Annotated in this window: 15 protein-coding genes; 5 read left to right on the forward strand and 10 right to left on the reverse strand. The window is 54.1% G+C overall.

What is annotated here, in order from left to right; all coding sequences use genetic code 11:
- Positions 1-38 precede the first annotated feature (38 nt).
- From HG66A1_RS03550 to HG66A1_RS03575, 6 genes are all read right to left on the reverse strand, one after another.
- Positions 39-1703, reverse strand: coding sequence for a FecR domain-containing protein (locus tag HG66A1_RS03550; protein WP_145180884.1), 1665 nt, complete (start codon positions 1701-1703; stop codon positions 39-41).
- A gap of 5 nt (positions 1704-1708) precedes the next feature.
- Positions 1709-2230 carry a sigma-70 family RNA polymerase sigma factor gene (locus HG66A1_RS03555; RefSeq protein WP_232106745.1) on the reverse strand — a complete coding sequence of 174 codons (522 nt, stop codon included), beginning with the start codon at positions 2228-2230 and terminating at the stop codon, positions 1709-1711.
- Between the two features lie 307 nt (positions 2231-2537).
- Complete coding sequence (locus HG66A1_RS03560; protein ID WP_145180885.1) at positions 2538-3038, reverse strand: hypothetical protein; 501 nt, start codon at positions 3036-3038, stop codon at positions 2538-2540.
- Between the two features lie 147 nt (positions 3039-3185).
- Entirely contained in the window at positions 3186-4679 is a 1494-nt protein-coding gene (locus tag HG66A1_RS03565; protein WP_145180886.1) for a hypothetical protein, read from the reverse strand.
- A 164-nt stretch (positions 4680-4843) separates the two neighbouring features.
- Positions 4844-6277: a hypothetical protein gene (locus tag HG66A1_RS03570; protein WP_145180887.1), complete on the reverse strand. Its 1434-nt coding sequence runs from the start codon at positions 6275-6277 to the stop codon at positions 4844-4846.
- A gap of 112 nt (positions 6278-6389) precedes the next feature.
- Positions 6390-7940 carry a hypothetical protein gene (locus HG66A1_RS03575; protein WP_145180888.1) on the reverse strand — a complete coding sequence of 517 codons (1551 nt, stop codon included), beginning with the start codon at positions 7938-7940 and terminating at the stop codon, positions 6390-6392.
- Positions 7941-8212: 272 nt separating this feature from the next.
- Between HG66A1_RS03575 and HG66A1_RS03580 the strand changes: the two genes are divergently transcribed.
- Both HG66A1_RS03580 and HG66A1_RS03585 read left to right on the forward strand, forming a co-directional pair.
- Entirely contained in the window at positions 8213-9247 is a 1035-nt protein-coding gene (locus tag HG66A1_RS03580; protein ID WP_145180889.1) for a hypothetical protein, read from the forward strand.
- A 192-nt stretch (positions 9248-9439) separates the two neighbouring features.
- Positions 9440-10528 carry a bifunctional transcriptional activator/DNA repair enzyme AdaA gene (locus tag HG66A1_RS03585; protein WP_145180890.1) on the forward strand — a complete coding sequence of 363 codons (1089 nt, stop codon included), beginning with the start codon at positions 9440-9442 and terminating at the stop codon, positions 10526-10528.
- 306 nt (positions 10529-10834) lie between these two features.
- Here the strand turns inward: HG66A1_RS03585 and HG66A1_RS03590 are convergent, their stop codons facing one another.
- On the reverse strand, positions 10835-11377 hold the full coding sequence (locus tag HG66A1_RS03590) for a DUF1572 family protein (protein WP_145180891.1): 543 nt from the start codon (positions 11375-11377) through the stop codon (positions 10835-10837).
- 138 nt (positions 11378-11515) lie between these two features.
- Between HG66A1_RS03590 and HG66A1_RS03595 the strand changes: the two genes are divergently transcribed.
- Positions 11516-13081, forward strand: coding sequence for a leucine-rich repeat domain-containing protein (locus tag HG66A1_RS03595; protein ID WP_145180892.1), 1566 nt, complete (start codon positions 11516-11518; stop codon positions 13079-13081).
- Between the two features lie 172 nt (positions 13082-13253).
- Here the strand turns inward: HG66A1_RS03595 and HG66A1_RS03600 are convergent, their stop codons facing one another.
- Positions 13254-14021: a hypothetical protein gene (locus tag HG66A1_RS03600; RefSeq protein WP_145180893.1), complete on the reverse strand. Its 768-nt coding sequence runs from the start codon at positions 14019-14021 to the stop codon at positions 13254-13256.
- A gap of 170 nt (positions 14022-14191) precedes the next feature.
- Between HG66A1_RS03600 and HG66A1_RS03605 the strand changes: the two genes are divergently transcribed.
- Complete coding sequence (locus HG66A1_RS03605; RefSeq protein WP_145180894.1) at positions 14192-14449, forward strand: hypothetical protein; 258 nt, start codon at positions 14192-14194, stop codon at positions 14447-14449.
- 15 nt (positions 14450-14464) lie between these two features.
- The gene (locus tag HG66A1_RS03610; protein ID WP_145180895.1) at positions 14465-14926 is read left to right on the forward strand and encodes a hypothetical protein; all 462 of its coding nucleotides are present in this window, start codon (positions 14465-14467) and stop codon (positions 14924-14926) included.
- Between the two features lie 46 nt (positions 14927-14972).
- Here HG66A1_RS03610 and HG66A1_RS03615 read toward each other — a convergent pair whose 3' ends face one another.
- On the reverse strand, positions 14973-16091 hold the full coding sequence (locus tag HG66A1_RS03615; protein ID WP_145180896.1) for a potassium channel family protein: 1119 nt from the start codon (positions 16089-16091) through the stop codon (positions 14973-14975).
- A 124-nt stretch (positions 16092-16215) separates the two neighbouring features.
- Positions 16216-18330: a glutamine synthetase III gene (locus HG66A1_RS03620; RefSeq protein WP_145193673.1), complete on the reverse strand. Its 2115-nt coding sequence runs from the start codon at positions 18328-18330 to the stop codon at positions 16216-16218.
- Positions 18331-18573 lie beyond the last annotated feature (243 nt).

Consider the following 18573-nt stretch of genomic DNA (forward strand, 5'->3'; position numbering starts at 1 on the left):
TGTCTGGGGCTGCCGGGCAACATGATTGCTTCCCGGGGTCACTCCTGTTCGAGTACCAGTCGGGGCAGATTGGGATCGACGACCGATGACCAGGTACTGCCGATGCGTAATTCATCGAACAGGTAAGTACTGTTTTTGCCGACATGGAAACGGGCTACGTCAAACTCGTGTGAGGATTCGAAGGGAGTGGTGACGCAGGTCCAGACAGCCGGTTCCTGATCCGGAATGGTTTCTGCTTCCGCAAACGCACGCATAAAGACCTGGTCCAGGGCTTTTTCACTGGCGACTATTTTCGCGACAAACAGATATGTCTCCCCGCTTTGCAGAGGGGGCGCTCTTTCAATGATCTGCAGATCGGCCTGCAGGATCGCATAATCGTTTATACTCATTCCCATGCGGATTTTGGGGGGATCTTCCTGCTGGCCGGAAGGAAACAGGGCGAAATTTCCATACTGGTTAGATTGACTTTTTTGATCCGTTTTGACTTTCTGCATGTAGAAACTGACGTAATAGATCGCGTTGATATCCAGGCGAACTGGCTGCTTCAATTTGCGAAAGAAAGAAATTCCTCCCCGGAGTTCGAGCAGCCCCAACTGGCTGGGGGCCACCTCGGTTCGAGCCAGTGATTCACGGGGATGGCTGAATGACTGGTTCACTCTGCCGCCGGCTTTCGAGGTTCGCCAGGGATTCACCCAGCCGATTCCGGAGTTCTGCCACGGGGAAGACTGCTCGGGATCCAGAATTTCCGGCGGATGAAAACTGTCATAGGCCCGCAGTTCCTGGCGCTGTGCCTGTAAATTCTCTGGGGTTCCCGGAACTTCTCTTTTGAAGAGTTTCGGCTCCAGTTGAATATCTTCAATCTGCCTGTCATTCAGATGCCGGGCCTGGCCTTCTTCGATGATCACCGATTCTGAAAACTGGTCGTTCTTCTGATTGGGGTCGACCCGCACGGCTCCTTCAAACACGTGCAAATCGACTTCACCGTCCTGATGAATCTGCGCGCCGTATTCGGTGCCGATATCATGCAAGGTGAGCAGGGGAGTGATCAGCGAAAATTCCGGCGCCGGTTCATAGCCGTGCAGAACGATTTTGCCGTAATCCAGTTTCGCGCGGCTGGATGTCACCAGGTTGATTTTGGTTGGCCCTTCGATAATCAAACGCACGCCTGTATCAAAGCGAAATTCAGCGACTCCCCGTTCCAGGACCAGATCCTCCGACATCAGCCTCTGACCGGAGAACTCAGGCGGAGACTCGCTGCCCCAGACGCAATCCGTAGAACGCGTGAGTGTGGCTAAATAAGTCCGATCCTCTTTCACGGACTGCGGATCGGGGGCACGGTTCCCCGGGAAATATCCCGCGAAACTCCAGGCCAGCAGCAGTCCCAACAGCAGCGAGCAACTGGCCACGACAGAATAACGCAGAAACGCCGCCCGCCTGGGGACCACCGGCTGCGGGGCAGCCTGCGGTTGCTGTGCGTGGTGCGTCTTGAATGTCTGTTCCAGCGCCTCCAGGCGGGCCTGCATATCACTCTGCAGTCCCAGGTTGATGTCCAGGTAATCAAAGTAGTACTGCATTGCCTCGGGATTGTTCGACAGATAAGCCTGGAACTGGTCGAACTCGGATTGCGAAATCTCTTCGGCCGGACTGTCCAGCAGCCGGTTCAGCAACGGTTCAAATTCGGGGGGGAGATCCTGGATTGACATTCTGCCTACTGCTCATTCTGCAGTTTACGTGAAATACACGCTGCCAGTTCCCGTCGGAGAAATGACATGCGATTATAAAGCGTCTGGATTGATTTCTCAGTTGTTTTGGCGATCTCCGGGATGGACTGTTTTTCATAAACCGCGTCCTGCAGCAACTTCTGATCGGACGAGGTCAGGGAGCTTAAACATTCATGGAGATAATCGATCCGACAGTTGTAGTTAGCTAAATGCTGCTCCCGTTTTCGAGACATGGTTTCCATCAGGTCCTGATCGAAATAATGTCGATCGTGGCGCAGGCTTCTATGGTGATTCCGTGCGGTATAAAATGCAATCCCACAAGCCCAGGGAAAGAAGTCTCGATCCCGATCGAACTCTTCAAACTTCTTCCAGAGAGTCAGGCAGACGCGTTGATAAACATCTTCAGCATCAGAATTATGAGGAATCAATGACCGAATAAAACTGAAAATCCGCATTCGATCTTTGCTTAACAGTGCTGTAAACAGGCTGTTCGTTTTTGATTGCGGCATCTACGTTGAAACTCCGTTTAACCAAAACGAGAAACAGGCAGCCATTCAATGCGGTGCTCAGACGCAGCTTCGCAACTTCAGGCAGACAAAACTGTTCCGGACGGAAACAATCACAGATTCTACCTCTGATAGAATACATGTGGTGAGTGTGCTTGCAAGCGAAAAGTTCTTTCAGTCCCGGCAATTGTGCGTACCAGAACCTCGAATTCGAATTTCGGATTGAGCAAAAAAGTCAGATTACAGGCGAATTACTCCTCTCCGAACCAGAAGGATGATCCGGTGGGGGGAATTCCATTTTGGGGGCTGGCTATTCATCTTTTTCCGAGGTGGTTGTCAACAGCTTCCCGGTTGCCAGATCAACGCCCGACCATTCAAGCGAATTTTTGCTGAACAGGTAATACTCAGTCGTGCCTGTTTCGTTTTCAATCTGGGCGAATACGAAATTATCGCCGACACTGTAGCTGAATTTGGCTTCTTCCGGCACACGCAGTCGGCTCCAGTTCCCGGATGCAGACGAATACGCATAGAGATCACGTCCAACCGGGCAGATCCCCATTGCAGACGAGACCGTGGGTTGAAGTTTCGCCAGTGCCTCTGCAGAAGGTTTGCCTGCGACTTTCGTCTGCGACCAGTCACCGGATTCCATGCTGAAGGCCAATAGTTTGTCCCGAGACTGAGGAACGATCAGTATGAATTCACGGGTTTGGAGCACAATCGGTTTCGCCCGAGGCGTCTTCTCTGCTCCCTTGACAGGAGACAGGCTGACACACAACAGAAACACTGACAGCAGCGAGGCGAACAGTCGCATGATGGACTTCCTTTCTGAATGACGAGACGCAGGTCCTGAATCGGAATCGATTCAAATTCGGAGAAGGGGAACACCCTGATCTTAAGTGGTCAAGTGTGAATAGTCGAGGATTGATTTCAGAATCGCACAGTCACAGAACGAATGGGTTTAACCACCCGCACGAAACGTAAACAGGTCGGCCTCTTTGAAAAAGATTTCCAGCCGGATCTTCTGGCCGGTGAGCGACTCGATCGACTTGCCTTTCCAGCGCACTTGATGTCGCACACTGTCAGAATCCAGGGGAACGCAGTCGTCATAATCAAAGCCCTCCAGTACCCGGCGTTTCGTATCCGAGAGACGCACCTTGATTTCACCTCCGCTCGCATCCGCATTCAACAGCAGCTTGCCACCCGGCCACTGGATCTGTCGCGTGATCACCACACCCCCGCCGCGCGGGCCATGCAGGGAAATCAGGCGTTCTTTTTTGATCGTCGCCACGCCGATGCCCGGCTGCCGCGCCGTCGGATCGCCGTGTGGGCCATCAAAGCCGGAGTAATAAAACCACCACTCATCGCCCACTTCGGTCCAGTTGTTGCCGAACACCATGCCGTCATCCCACTGGCCATCCTCTCCCAGATCCAGCAGCCGGGGCCGTGCAGGAAGCCGCTCGAACCGCACGCCGTCTCTGCTGAAAGCCAGTTCGGTCACCACGTCGGTATTCATCTTGAACGGCCACAAACTTCCCCAGAAGATTCCCGCGTGGTAACGCACGGGCATGCCATAAAAGAAGTTGAACTGCTTTGCACTGTCCAGCTCATCCGGAATCAGAATGTTCTGTGGCTCACTCGTCCATTCTTCCCAGAGCGAAGGCCCCGTCATGCGGGCCACCCGCCGCGAGGCACCCGTATCCAGAATATCACCACGAAATGTACGATAGATATGTTTGGCCCGGCAGTACATCACATACTGTTTCTCAACCGGATCATACACCATGCTGTTCAAGGTATCGCTGTGCAGTTCTGCCAGCAGGGAGTCGCTCGCTTTGTCCCAGTGAATGCCATCCTGCGACCCAACCACGCGGATGCCGTTCATCCCTTTTTTCACGCCCCCCGTGTGGTAGGACATGATATAACGATATCCCCGCCGATCCGCTTCAGGGGCCTCAATCAGACACGGGCCGCTGGCACGCTGGTCCGTGATCCCTTTATAGACGATGTTATTTTCTTTTGTTCCCTTCCACTCCAGCAGTCCCAGTTCGGGACGCTCCCAGTTCAGTCCGTCCGTGGATTCGGCATAGGCAATCGCATAATTCGACCCCTTGTGCTTTCCCTGGGCATCCAGCCGGGGTGTATGCGTCTGATACCACATCTGGAACAGACCAGTTTCAGGATTACGCTTCACTGTGACGTAGCCACCCTCACCGGAGATCAGCGGATTGCGGGCATGCTTCTTGGGCGGATGAAATACCCGCTCCACCGCCTGCTGCTTGTATTTCAAGGCATAATGGTTGTCGACAATAAAGCCGTCGTACACGAATTGGGGCTCAGAGCCAATCTCCACCGGCTCAGCAGGCAGGCTCCGCGACTGGGCATCAGCCGTCACAGACAGCAACAGGGCCGTGACCAGGGGAAGTGTCGTCGTCAGAATCTTTCGCAAAGACATGGCACACCTGTTATATTCATCCAGAGGTTTCCGAATCAATGGCATCAGCAACAGCATAACAGGGAACAATCCGGGAGACGAATCTTTTGCAACCATTCCAGCTCGAAATTCAGACTTTCGTTCTCCGGTAGATGCTTAACTCAAATAGAGGCGGTAGAGCGTTCTCAAACCTGCTTCTCTGGTTTGACCCAGGACACATGACATTCCGGCAGCTGAGCTTTCAACTCCTCAAGTAGTTCCATGGGGACCCCGGGGAGATTAAGACCCAGGTAGCGGAGTTGTGTCAGCCGCCCCAATTCTCGAACTCCCGCTGCATCGACCGGCACCTCAATCAGTGTTAGTTGCTTCAGTTCCGGCAGATCTGCGAAGACGCGAATTCCTGTTGCCGTTACTCGCGGGGGCGAATCCTCACCTGTGTGACGCAGGCTCATCTGCCACAGTTGCTTCAATCCACGCAGGTGAGCGAGATCCTGATCTCGCAGCGTAGCGACCTCCAGGGCCAGTCCCTCCAGCCGGAATAGCTGTCCCACAATTGCCAGAAGATCACCGGTCACCTGGGGCATCGCTGACAGCCCCAGGAACGTCAACTGTTCCAGTGCCGCGAGTTCCTGCAGCCCCTCATTCACGGGAACACAATGCAGGTTCAGCGTCGTCAGGTTCTGCAGGTACGCCAGCTGTCGAAAGCCGGCGTCGCTCAGTGGTGTATCCCGGAATCTGAGGTATCGCAGTCCGTGCAGCTCACCCATCGCCGCCAGCGCAGTATCGTCCAACTCCATATCATCTATCCAGAGCTTCGTCAGCTGGGGAATGAAAGTCAGGTACTGAAACGCCGAACCGGGCGTCGATGTATTTCGCAGATGCAAATCCTGCAGTCGCGGTAGCCCCGCCAGAGTTGCCAGCCCCCGTTTCGTCAGTGGCGCGTTCTGGATCGAAAGATTCGCGAGCGGAATCAATTCACGCATGCTTTCCCACAGATGATCAGTCTCATCCATATCAAGGATACAAAGGTGGAAATTCAGCGCGCCCTGTTTGATGCCCGCAGAAATCCGCACCCCTGCCTTGCACAACCACTCCACGGCTTCCCGCAGCCGGGGAGGCAGGAGGAGATCATCGAAATCAATCGCCCCATCCAACAGCATGTGTTGCCGGGCAGTGAGTGTTCTGAGACGTCGCTGATTCTCCGGGTCCTCATCATCTTGCACAGACAGTTGTCCCAAGGCCAGTGAATTCAGGTAGTCCGCGATCGTGCGCACGGTCTCAAAATCGATCGGTACCTTTATTTTCAGGTGGACCCGGGAAGCAGACACCAGTCCTTCGATTTCATCCCCCCGATCATTCAGGGGAATCGAAATATTCCGGGCAAGACCGAGTCTGCGTTCGTTTCGGTCTATATCGGCTTCCACGCGATCCTTGATAATCCAGGGCCTGCCTGCGGCAGCTTCAGCGGCTGCGAAGTCCCGAATCACTTTTCGCCGCTGCGCATGAAAATCTTCCACCGTCACGCGGGTGCCGGGAAACCGCTCGGTCAGATCAGCAATGATGCTGTCGGGATCCAGCAGATGACGCTGATCGGGCGTTTCCAGGCGGATCGTAATCATAGGCGTTGAAAACCCACGAGACAGGAAAGAAAGGACCAACAGATCGTCAAACCGACTTTAGCTATTATATCAGCCACAGATCTACAAGAGAACACCCTGACCAGTCCACGCGTCACCCCGCTTCACCAAACTCAAACGCAAACAGCCGCGCGTTCCGCATGGTAAATTCCACACGTACCGGCTGCCCCGCCAGTACGCTCAGATCACTGCCGGACTTCCATTCCACCCGGTGATCGATCTCGTCCGCATTGATCCACGCACAATCCTCGCGGCCAAAACCGGGCAGGGGAGTCCCTTCAAGATCCAGCAGCGCCACCCGCACACCTCCCGCGCCGGCGGTGCTCAGATTGACCCGCAGGGAATCGCCGGTAAATCGTAGCGGCTTTGTCGTGACCACGCCGCCGGGATAACCAGCGTCCAGCGAGACAAAACCGTCCACGCGCTGCGTCGCCCGATAGATGCCTCCCAGATCCTTCTTCAGCCACGCGGCCCGGTCTTTGAGATCGCGATCCCAGACTACGGGCCGGCCATGCGTGTGCGGCCAGCCGACAAAATACTGATGCAGTTCCCGGCCCCGGCGGATCAGCCCCTGTCCCATGCTCACCAGCCGCAGGTCCAGTCCGTCGTAAAAGCCCGCGGGCATATAAGGCGTACGCCAGCGGTGCCAGTTGACGCCGTCGCGGCTCGCGGCAAACTGCACATCAAACGTCCCGTCATTGCCGTTCAGCGCGCGGTCCTGCCAGTCCGGCCCTTTGAATGTCTGGTAGGCGGCGGGAAAGGCGAGATACACGTGCGGGGCGAAGGGATACTTCACCGCCGCACTCGTATACAGCTGCACGCCCGGCGGATCGTCATCGTCGCGGGCCATCACCGTTGCCAGTTCACGACTCAACGTGGGAACCTTCTGTTTGCCCCAGACATGCAGCGGCGGAACGGACGCGTCATAAGGCCAGGGCGTTTCGAGGTCCTTCACCGCCACCCGCGCCACGGCCCGCACCGGATTCCAGCAGCGGGTATAGATCACATACTTCTGTAACGCTTCGTCCCACAGGCCGCAATGCTGACTGTCGGGCACGAAGGGGAGCATCCGCGTTTCCGATTCACTCCAGTGCACCCCGTCCGGCGACGAAGCCACATACACGCCCGCCTTCTGGGGATCGGGCCAGTACCGGGAATACAGCAGCCGATACCGCTTCTCCGCCGGGGCACGCGGATCGAGGAACACACTCGCTTCCACCGCCTCGACCGGCAGCAGGTTATTCTCCCGGCTCCCCTGATATTCCTTCAGCCCCAGTTGTGGACGTTCCCAGTGAATGCCGTCTTCGCTGGTCGCCAGGGCGAAATGTTTCTTCTTCTCCGCGTCATAACTCCCATGAAACAGTTTCGCAGTCCCGTTATCATCCACGACGCTGCAGTAAAAGATAAACCCCAGCGCTTCAGAAGGCTGCTCCGGTTTCAAAACCCGCTCAAACGCAGTCGGCGAATTCAACCGCCGCGTCACGCCGCGGGTCCGCCCGGTATCCACGAGCAGATCATCCAGAAACAGCTGCCATTCAGAACCGACAGAGGAAATTTCCGAATCCGCAGCCCTCACCACTGCAGGCAGGGCAGTGGCTACAGCTGTAGCTTGCAGAAACTGACGGCGTGTGAGAGTGGGATCCATGAATTAACCTTGCTTTCAGACTTTTATTTTAAGTAAAGACCGGTATGATTAACTTCTGTGCGCTTACTGGTTGTGTTGCATGTTGATACTTAATCGATGATCCATGTTACCCCATCTTCTTCTAGAGTCGGTGCTCTTTCAAGCACTCAATAGATTTCCAGTCTTCATCGTATTCAGAGAGCTGATTTAGAATGATCGTTCCTGCTGACTCCCGACACGAGAGGCGACAAGTTTATTTTCGGTGTGTTCCGTTCTTAGTCGCAATTGCATTGATGACTGTGCGCTTTCCTCCAGAAGTTTTCGCTGCTCCTCTCCCTCAGTCAGATCCATTTGAATCTGAAGTATCTCCACAGTTTTCGGAAATTAGAGAGGCGATCGACGAGGATGACTACGAGCAGGCGTTGAGACTGCTTACGGAAAAACGTGTTATTGCAGTGAAGGTGAAAAACCAGTTCTTACTCCAGGAGATTCTGGCGGAAATCAAAGAGGTGAATCGTCTTAAACGGGAGTTTTCCAAAGTCCGTGAAAAAGCGGAGACTCTGAAAACGAAACCGGGCGATCCCGAGGCAAACGAAAAAGTGGGCCTGTTCTATTGTGCTGAGAAAGGGGATTGGATTGCCGGATTGAACATGCTTTCCAAATCAGGGGATTCCGGTCTTCGGCAGGCAGCCCTCGATGATCTCAAACAGCCCGAGACGCCTGCCCATCGGATGAAACTGGCAGATGCCTGGTGGGAACAGGCAGAGAAAGAAAAAGATCAGATTCGCAAGGCTTTCTTGTTACGTGGACGTTACTGGTACTTGTCAGCACGTCCCGGATTAACAGAATTGGAACGTTTCGAGCGAGATAAACAATTAGAACAGATCGTTTTGGAAGCAGATAAGATTGTGGTCTGGAATATGCATGGTTCGACTTTGGATCATGGCACAGACGAATGTGTGCTCACACTTTTCTTGAAAGGGAAAGCCGTCTGGCGTCAGAAAGTAGTGGTTCCCTGGAAAGCCAAAGCACCCGCGGGGCAAATTGTGTATCCACCCCGCGTCCGTTTCGATCAGATCCGGGTAGATATCACAAAGTATCGTGGGTTTGGTGGCGGGCTGGGTGAAATTGAAGTCTTTGATGGAACGATTAATGTTGCCCGCAACTGTTCGGCCGTCGCCAGCAGCTATTGGAGATCGAATCGGAACCATCATCCCGATCTCATAACCGATGGGGACAAATCGGGACTCACGGGAATCTGGTTATTAAACGACGGGCAAAAAGGCTGGGTACTGGTTGACATGAAAAAGTATCTACAGCAACCCTGAAGGACAGAGAGAGTCGATCAGACAGTCTCTGGCAGGATAAAATAAGCGACGCTGGAAAGGGGAATAGATCGCTTTCCATTCATCTCTCTATTCCCCCACAAATCCCAATTCCCTGTTCATTTCCCGGTTGTCACGCTCTGGTGAACCGATACCATGATAGCACAGTCACCAGATATTGCAGGACTTCCCGAGATGAAACAGACAGAGCAACCAGTTACCGAAACCGAATCGCTGCCGGACCGGGAGACGATGTACGCCGCCCTGGTCCAGCGGGACAGCAGCTTTGAAGGCGTCTTCGTTGCTGCCATCCGCACCACCGGAATTTTCTGCCGGCCCTCCTGTTCGGCCCGCAAACCCAGGCCGGAGAATGTCGAATACTTCGCCGATGCGAAAACCGCCCTCGCGCACGGCTACCGGGAATGCAAGGTCTGTCGCCCGCTGGTCTCACTCGGCTCCACCCCCGACTGGCTGCAGCCGTTGATTGAAGAAGTCGATCAGGATGCCACCCTCCGCCTGACCGCTGACGACCTGCGGGAACGGGGCCTCGACCCGGTCCGCGTCCGTCGCTGGTTTCAGAAGCTGCACGGTATGAGCTTCGCCTCCTACCTGCGGATGCGGCGGATCAATCAGGCCTTCAGCCAGCTGCAACACAAATCCACGGTAACCGCCGCTGCCCTCGACAGCGGCTACGAATCGCTGAGCGGGTTCGGCGAGAGCTTCAAGAAAGCGATGGGCAACGCGCCCGCCAGAAGTAATGACCAGCAGGTGATCAACGTCAGTCGCCTACTGACCCCCCTGGGACCGATGCTGGCCGGCGCGACAGAGCAGGGGATCTGCCTGCTCGAATTCACCGATCGCCGGATGCTCGAAACGCAGCTCAACCGCCTGCAGAAACGGCTCAACGCCCGCGCACTCCCCGGCGACAGCCCCTGGTTCCCGCAACTCGACGGCCAGCTTCAGGCTTACTTCGCCGGGAAACGGACCGACTTCGATCTCCCCCTGGTCCTGGCGGGCACCGAGTTTCAGGAACGAGTCTGGAACGCCCTGCGGACCATTCCGTGTGGCACCACCCGTTCCTATTCCGAACAGGCCGAGATCATCGGACAGCCCACCGCAGTCAGAGCCGTCGCCCGCGCCAACGGCGACAACCGCATCGCGATTCTGATCCCCTGCCACCGCGTCATCGGAGCCGACGGCACGCTCACCGGTTACGGCGGCGGCCTCTGGCGCAAAAAACGCCTGCTGGAAATCGAACAGGGAACAGACGCCCCAACCAAGTGAGCGGAATGGCACTCGCCACCGGTAAAATGTAAAACGCGGTTTCCAGAACCAGCAGCGGGTGGCCGCGAATGAAATTCGTGGTTGTCGCAGACAACAGGAGGTTGCGTAGTGAGCGAAGACCGGTTCTGTATTGCGCCTGAATCTGTTTCCGTTCAACATGGAAAATCGGTTTTGAGGTTCGACGCGGAAACTGCGACCTCCTGCTCGCTGCGCTCGGCCCGAATTACATTCGAGCCCACCCATTCTTCTTCGTGGTTTGTTGCTCTCTAAAATCTGAGCAGTACGAGGAGCGCAAGCCCATGCAGATTATTTCCCCGGCTTTCCCTCTCCCCAGCGTTCCCGATTAAACTGTTCCGACTGTCCCCGGGGAATCGTCAGTGTGTTCCATTCATCATCGGCCTGAATCCGGGCCACCTGCACGATCTGCCCCACGTGATAACAGGTATGCCCCAGGGAACGCTGGATCGCCAGCGGCACGGTGTGGGCATCGCCGCGAATATAGACGGTCGTCTTCAGGTCCTCGGGCCCCAGACTGTTGAGGGATTCAAACAGCACACTCCAGCCCCGCTCCCAGTAGGCCAGCAGTTCTTCCCGGGTTGAGAACGTATCCACAAATTCGTCGTCCCGGTTCCGGTCCGGCTTCTCGCCGTCGGTCGTCAGGAAATCGGTCCATCGCGAAATCAGGTTCCCGGCGACATGTTTCATGATCACCGCAATCGAGTTCGTATGCGCGTCGAGAGCCGTGCGGAGCCCCTCATCAGACACCTGTGCCACCGCCCGTTCCGCCATCTGCTTCTGAGCCTCGAAAACATTGAGTGTCGCCGACATGAATTGAGAGAAATGTTCCATCTAAAATCCCTTTCCGCGTGAGTTGTCTGTATCAGTCTCAGTCTGAAGATTAAATCGGCTTTTCGCAAGCGACCGGCCTGGAGGAAATTCTGGTAAGCAGGCTGTCTTCTGCTCTGGTTGATCAATTATGATAGAGTGATGCGTAAACCCGCCCGAAAATTTCTCGTGCTGCTGACCCTCTGTATGACAGCCGTCTGCGCTGCCTATGTCTGGCACCGCGCTCCCGAAGTCAAAACCCCCGTGGTACAGCAGCAGGAACCGCCTCCAGCGCCGACGTCTCAGGCAACTCTGGACAAACTGAAACAGCTGGGAGCTGGCTGGAAGCAGAATCAGCAGGGGCAGGTCTACTGGCTGTTCCTGAAGCGGCTCCCCCTGGCCGATGAAGATCTGACCGTTCTGAAAGAACTGCCCGAAGTGCAGACGCTGACGCTGCGGGGCGTGCATACGATTAAGGGAAACCGCTTCACCGATGACGGCCTGCGTCATCTGGTGCATTTGAAAAAACTGCGTTATCTCGACCTGAGTGTGAATTACCAGCTGACCGATGCAGGGCTGCGTCACCTGGAGCCTTTGAAAAAATTAGAACATCTCGATCTGAGCGGCAATTTTAAATTTACCGATGCCTGCGGAGAGTCGCTGGCGCAGTTGACCAGCCTGCAGAGGCTCAACCTGAGTCAGACATCTTTGACCGCCGCCCTCCTGCCCGACTTGAGTCGGTTATCACGATTGAAGAGCCTGTCGGCTGAACGGATGGTGCTGGATGATAATACGATTGGTGAATTTGAAAAGCTTCCCCTGCAGGAACTAAAGGGAGTTCAGATTGATGATGCCGACCTCCGCTTATTGCCACGCTTGAAATCGCTGCAGAAACCACCGTTTCCAGATTACCGGTGGATTGAAGATCGTCACCTGATTTATCTGACTCATTTTAAAAAGATCCGGGAAGTGGATGTGACTCTCACACGCGGAATCAGCGATACCTCGCAACTGAAACACCTGCAGGCGCTGCCTGAACTGGAGATTCTCGCGATCGGTATCGGGAAAAACTCTGAAGCTCCGCTCGACCGATCGGGGTTGCTTGCCCTGGCAAAGGTTCCCACTCTGAACGAATTGAGGGTGGGGCCCATCAATGCGCCAGCTCTGGAAGCAATCAGCCATTGTGCCCAGGTCGATCAGCTGTATCTCAGTGGAGATCCCAGTCAGCTTCAGCCAGCCGACCTGGCATGTCTGAAAAATATGAGCAGCCTCAAGAAAATCACTCTGCAGGTGGATCTCGTTTCGGATGATCTCTGGGCTGCACTGGGGAACGTGACATCACTCGAAGAAATTTCGTTTAACAGGGGGTGGCCGCCACAAACCGAAAAGCCACAGTTTTCCATGACCAGCCTGAAACGGCTCCAGAACTTACCGCATCTCAAGGGGCTGGACCTGAATGGTTTTCCTGTGACCGATGAGGGACTGGGTTACCTCGGTCAATGTCGAACTCTCGAAAGACTGGAGCTGAATAATGCGCCGATTACGAATGCGGGACTGCTGCAGTTACGCCATTTGTCTCACCTGAAGAAGCTCAGTTTTTATGGCAGCAAAATTGACATGGACACCGCTGTAGAACTGCATCGATTCATTCCCCAGTGTCGCATTGAAGATAACTGGTGCTGTGGCTGTATGACCATTGATGCCGATCGAAGTGTCACTCAGAAATAAAGCAGATCAAGCAGCTTTGAAAGCAGGCACGCTCACCGCTGATAATCGGCCACGATGCCATCTGCTTCTGAGCCTCGAAAACATTGAGCGTCGCCGACATGAATTGTGTGAAAGGGTCCATTGATCTATATCCCTGGAAATTAGTTATTTATTTTTCAGTGCAACAGAAACATCAGTGGCGTACTCTGTCTTCCATCTCTTTCACCGCCGCAATCGCTTCGCTGTAGCGGGCCAGTGCTTCCGTTTTCTGTGCGGCCGTGAGCTTATCATTCGCAGCCACCTGTTCCTGTTGGTCTTCCAGATAGAGTAACGCAAACTTTTTGCGCAAAACCTGGAATAGTAACTTGGCCATGTAGTAGCGGTTTTCTTTCTCCTGTTCCTGGCCAATTTTTCTTAAAGTGGCATGGACTACATTGGGCCCCATATAGCAGAGGGCATGATAGGCCGGGCGTTGTTCACGACAGAACAGTTTGTATCTCTTTGAAGGAAAATAATAGGTTTTTTGTTTCTGGTTGATTTTATCCAGCAGTGCTTCGATCAATTCTCCGATTCTATTTCCTGAATGCATATACCCGAGAAGCATAATCATCGCATCTTCATTTTTGACCGGGGGATTTAACGGCCCGGAACCCAGACCAGAAAACCCCGGGGCCTGATATTTTCTGAGCATACTCCAGTTTGTTGAATCGAACTGATTCAGGGCTCGATGATACTCACTTGAAATATCCACAGCCTCTTTCCAGGAAACCTCATTAAAAAACGTCAGCGGTTTAATAAAGCATTCTTGCTCGGGTCGTGTCTTCTTCGGCTCAGCCTCATCGGTCCGGGCAGTCTGCAGGCCAGCTGTGAAGACACACGTTAACAGAATTAGAACCGCGCATGGAAAATGCAAGCCACGGAAGGTATTTCGCTCTGGAAAAAGACATCGCTTGATTGCCATCGAACAGAATCTCCATATTCATGTTTCACGGGCAGGCGGATCACAGTTTCGGCTGTATCACACTGCGTCAGGCTGTTATCATAGCTGGTATGTAACATGCGTTCAATTGGCTGTTTCTGATTGAGTAGCCCGTCCGGAAGTAAACTGCTGCAATTCGAAAGGTTTGACCCATGCAAAGAATGAACCCCTGGATGCCTACTATTTTCGCGCTGTTATTCTCAGCACTTGCAGTCTTTGAAAGTTTCACCGAGGGTAATAAGTTGTATTTCTTCTTTTTTGCCAACGTACCCTGGATCTTTATGTTTGTCTCGTTCAGTCTCTCACAACTGCAGAAAGAAAACGACGAACTCCGCACCCGGCTGGAAGCACTCGAAGGTCATGCGCCAGCGACAGACCTGCCTGAAAATGGGGCAGTCGCGCATGGTTGAGGGGGGCTTTGAAGAATGATGGTTGACCAAACGATGTCCCATTTCAGAAAAAATAGACTCAAATATCTGCTGCTGACGCCGATCCTGCTCCTACTGATTTATCAATATTTTGAAAATCCGACCTCGGCTGATTTTTCCTCGCTCCCTGAGTTATACAAGCATCGCGATCTGGGAGACCGACTGATAAATTTACCCTGCGCAGGAACCATCCGACTGACGCAGCCGCATCCATATACCTCCAACTTCTGCATTCAAGGTACGTTTCAAGATACTGATGCATATTTAAAGTGGCGGTTTGGAGAGGTACATCTGAAAGATGCTGTGGAATTTGTGGAAGCGGCACACAGCATGTCGGATGAGCAACAGCCCGATGATATGTACTGGAAAGACAGTTTTTATTCTGGAAGGTACGCGCATGAAATATACCTGTTCAAAGATGGTAGATTCTACGATCAGGTCAGATTACTTAGAGAATAACACCAGACAGTAGAATCTCTGCCAAGAGGGAACTTTTGTAATAAACTTAAATCTCCGCGGTCGCACCTCGATAGCGGATCTTGATTCCCTTCGAAGCGAACTTCTCCGTCATGCGAGGCACGTCGGTATCGTGGACTAAAACGATCACGGTATCCCCTTCCAGCAGGGTTGTATCCGGCGTGAGATCTTTTTCTACATCGCCGTTGGCCCGGCGGATCGCGACCACCAGGTAGCCCCGTTCGCTGCGGACCTCAATCTTTTCCAGCGTCTTATTCACAAACGCGGAACCGGCGGTGACCTGGAGTTCTTCAAACTGGAGACCGAAGTGCCCCAGTTCATCTTTGATGGCGCCTTCGCTGGTCAGTTCTTCCAGCATGTTTTCCGCGGTGGGTCGCATGATCAGTTGCGCAACCTTGCTCGCCCCGATCGCGGTGGGCAGTACGACCCGGTTGGCACCACAGCCCAGCAGTTTCTTTTCCGTTTTGGGATTTTCTCCCCGCGCGATAATCATCAGGTCCGCATTCATCTCGCGGGCGGTGATCGTCACGAATACGTTGGTCGCATCTTCTGAGAGCACCGTCGCCAGCACCGCAGCCCGAGCGATGCCCGCCTGTTCCAGAGTCGTTTCTTCCGAAGCGTCGCCGTAGATGACCCAGTAACCCTGTTCCTCAGCCGCCTTGAGACGACGTTCGTCACAGTCGATCACCACAAATGGTTTTCCCGCGGCGAACAGGTTTCTGGCCAGAATCGAACCCATGCGACCGATGCCGCAGATGATCGTATGGCCCTGCATACGCTCAATTTCTTTCGCCATTTTTCTCGCTCCCAGTGCCCGGTTGATTTCACCGTCAATCAGCATCTGCATGAAACCGCCGATCGTATAGATCACCGCGCCATAGCCGGCAATGATCACCATGATGGTCAACGCGCGCAGTGCCGACGATTCCACCGGTTGTACTTCGCCGTAGCCGACGCCGAAGATCGTGATGATCACCATGTAGATTGAGTCTTCGAGTTTCCAGCCTGCAGCAACATAGCCGATGACAGCAATCAGACAGATTGCGAAGAACAGCGAGATCCCCGTGATGATTTTGCGGAACGGACCCGAGTGTCGAGGTCGGCGCTGATTCCCTGCGGTCGAGATATGTGATTCAGGTTCCGTCATGGCTCGTCTGCTCGTCAACGCGCGGGAAGGAATCGAAGGCGGTGGCTCAAATAGGAACGGAGCCGCACCAGCACTGTGCCGGTCGGCTCCTGTTCCGAAAAATCCAGCTTATTCATCAAGACGATTATTTGATGAACAGCATTTCCTGGTAGGTTGGCAGCGGCCACAGATCGTCGGCCACAATACCTTCCAGTTCGTCTGCATATTCGCGGACTTTGTTCATCAGCGGCAGAATCGTATGGCAGTAGTAGTTCGCTTCGGCCAGCAGATCTTCCGATCCGTTTTCGGCACCAGCGGCTTCCAGTTCGCCAATACTGTCCTGCAGGGCTTTCACCAGTGCAGTTACCTTGTCGAGGGTCTTGGTGTCGAACTCGTAGTCCAGCATTTTCAGGCTGGCACAGTTGGAAACCAGTTCGCCCTGGTAACGGATGACGGCCGGGAAGATCATGGTCTTGGCCATCTTCAGTGTCAGGTTATACTCGACCTTGATCGACATGACGTACTGCTCAAGGTAAATTTCCAGACGGCTTTCCAGTTCGCGTTCCGACAGGACGCTGTACTTGGTAAACAGTTCTTTGACTTCTTCTGTCTGCAGAATCGGCAGAGCATCTGCGGTGGTTTTGAGGTTCAACAGACCCCGTTTTTCCGCTTCAGCGTGCCATTCGTCACTGTAACCGTCGCCGTTGAAGATGACGGCACCATGCTCATTGATGATCTCGGTCAGCAGAGTTTGCAGGGCAGAGTTCAGTTTGGCAGGGTCGCCACCGGTGGCTTCTTCCAGTTTGGTCGCACAGTAATCCAGTGATTCAGCGACGATGGTGTTCATCGCAACCAGCGGACCGGCGATAGACTGGTTAGAACCGACAGCTCGGAATTCAAACCGGTTACCGGTGAAAGCGAACGGGCTGGTTCGGTTACGGTCGCCCGCATCTTTCGGCAGCGGAGGCAGTACGTCGACACCGACGGTCAGTGTGCCCTTTGGAATCGAAGAGTTAGCACCACCGGCTTTAATCTGTTCGAAGACGTCAGTCAACTGATCACCCAGGAAGACCGAGATGATCGCTGGAGGTGCTTCGTTGGCACCCAGACGATGGTCGTTACTGGCAGATGCGACGACGGATCGCAGCAGACCCTGGAACTTGTGAACCGCACGGATGACGGCACCACAGAACAGCAGGAACTGGGCGTTTTCATGAGGCGTATCGCCAGGATCAAGCAGGTTGCCCTGAGAGGAACTACCCATTGACCAGTTGACGTGTTTCCCTGAACCGTTCACGCCAGCGAAAGGCTTTTCGTGTGTCAGACAGACCATGCCATGTTTTTCTGCAGTGCGTCGCAGCGTGGTCATCAGCAACTGCTGATGGTCGGTTGCGATGTTCGCAGATTCAAACAGCGGAGCAATTTCGAACTGACCCGGAGCCACTTCGTTGTGACGGGTTTTAACGGGAATCCCCAGTTTGAAGAGTTCGCGTTCTGCTTCAAACATGAAAGACAGAACACGGTCGGGGATGGCACCGAAGTAGTGATCGTCAAATTCCTGTCCCTTGGGAGGCTTGGCGCCAAACAGGGTACGACCGGCGTTGAGCAGGTCGGGACGGGCATAGTAGAAGTTCTTGTCGACCAGGAAGTATTCCTGTTCGGGACCGGCGGTTGAAGAAACCAAGCTGCCGTCAGTGTGACCGAACAACTTCAGAATTCGCTGTGCCTGGGTGTTCAGAGCCTGCATCGAACGCAGCACGGGAGTTTTCTTGTCGAGAGCTTCTCCGGTCCAGGAAACGAATGCGGTCGGAATGCACAGAGTGGTTCCGTTGGTGTTTTCCAGAATGTAAGCGGGGCTGGTGACGTCCCAGATGGTGTAACCGCGGGCTTCGAATGTCACGCGGATACCACCGGTCGGGAAGCTCGAACCATCGGGCTCACCCTGGATCAGCTGTGAACCGCTGAATTCAGCAATCGCACCGCCGTCTCCATCGGGAGAGAGGAAACTGTCGTGCTTTTCTGCGGTGGAACCGGTCAGGGGGTAGAAAACGTGTGCGTAGTGAGTGGCACCTTTTTCGATGGCCCAGTCTTTGATTGCGGAAGCAACAACGTCTGCAGTTGAGCAGTCCAGTTTCTCACCAGCTTCGATGGTTTTGACCAGCTTCTTGTAGACTTCTTTCGGCAGTCGTTTTTTCATAACTGACTTGGAGAAGACGTTGGCATTGAAAAGCTGTGCGGTGGGTTCTTCTTTGTAGTTCATCGGAGGATAACTTGGCTTGTAGCTGGTGACTGCGGCGATGGCGGCGGAACGGGTTGAACCAACGGTGGTTTTGGTGCCATTGCTGCCACCGGAATACGAAGTGGACGCACTCGAAGTTGCTGTGTTCACTGTTTTGACCTTTTCATAGGGCGATTAATACGACTGACAAAACAACCGGCCGATACCACTCATACGTGAAGCGCATCACCGGTGAAACGGAGATTCATCCAGGATAATCAAGAG

This window comes from Gimesia chilikensis (genome assembly GCF_007744075.1).
GTDB classification, from domain to species: Bacteria; Planctomycetota; Planctomycetia; order Planctomycetales; family Planctomycetaceae; genus Gimesia; species Gimesia chilikensis_A.

Excerpts from the sequence above, each read along its gene's own strand:
- HG66A1_RS03550 (WP_145180884.1), bottom strand. The coding sequence starts at position 1,703 with ATGTCAATCCAGGATCTCCCCCCCGAATTTGAACCGTTGCTGAACCGG.
- HG66A1_RS03555 (WP_232106745.1), bottom strand. The coding sequence starts at position 2,230 with ATGCCGCAATCAAAAACGAACAGCCTGTTTACAGCACTGTTAAGCAAA.
- HG66A1_RS03560 (WP_145180885.1), bottom strand. The coding sequence starts at position 3,038 with ATGCGACTGTTCGCCTCGCTGCTGTCAGTGTTTCTGTTGTGTGTCAGC.
- HG66A1_RS03565 (WP_145180886.1), bottom strand. The coding sequence starts at position 4,679 with ATGTCTTTGCGAAAGATTCTGACGACGACACTTCCCCTGGTCACGGCC.
- HG66A1_RS03570 (WP_145180887.1), bottom strand. The coding sequence starts at position 6,277 with ATGATTACGATCCGCCTGGAAACGCCCGATCAGCGTCATCTGCTGGAT.
- HG66A1_RS03575 (WP_145180888.1), bottom strand. The coding sequence starts at position 7,940 with ATGGATCCCACTCTCACACGCCGTCAGTTTCTGCAAGCTACAGCTGTA.
- HG66A1_RS03580 (WP_145180889.1), top strand. The coding sequence starts at position 8,213 with ATGACTGTGCGCTTTCCTCCAGAAGTTTTCGCTGCTCCTCTCCCTCAG.
- HG66A1_RS03585 (WP_145180890.1), top strand. The coding sequence starts at position 9,440 with ATGAAACAGACAGAGCAACCAGTTACCGAAACCGAATCGCTGCCGGAC.
- HG66A1_RS03590 (WP_145180891.1), bottom strand. The coding sequence starts at position 11,377 with ATGGAACATTTCTCTCAATTCATGTCGGCGACACTCAATGTTTTCGAG.
- HG66A1_RS03595 (WP_145180892.1), top strand. The coding sequence starts at position 11,516 with ATGCGTAAACCCGCCCGAAAATTTCTCGTGCTGCTGACCCTCTGTATG.
- HG66A1_RS03600 (WP_145180893.1), bottom strand. The coding sequence starts at position 14,021 with ATGGCAATCAAGCGATGTCTTTTTCCAGAGCGAAATACCTTCCGTGGC.
- HG66A1_RS03605 (WP_145180894.1), top strand. The coding sequence starts at position 14,192 with ATGCAAAGAATGAACCCCTGGATGCCTACTATTTTCGCGCTGTTATTC.
- HG66A1_RS03610 (WP_145180895.1), top strand. The coding sequence starts at position 14,465 with ATGATGGTTGACCAAACGATGTCCCATTTCAGAAAAAATAGACTCAAA.
- HG66A1_RS03615 (WP_145180896.1), bottom strand. The coding sequence starts at position 16,091 with ATGACGGAACCTGAATCACATATCTCGACCGCAGGGAATCAGCGCCGA.
- HG66A1_RS03620 (WP_145193673.1), bottom strand. The coding sequence starts at position 18,330 with ATGAACTACAAAGAAGAACCCACCGCACAGCTTTTCAATGCCAACGTC.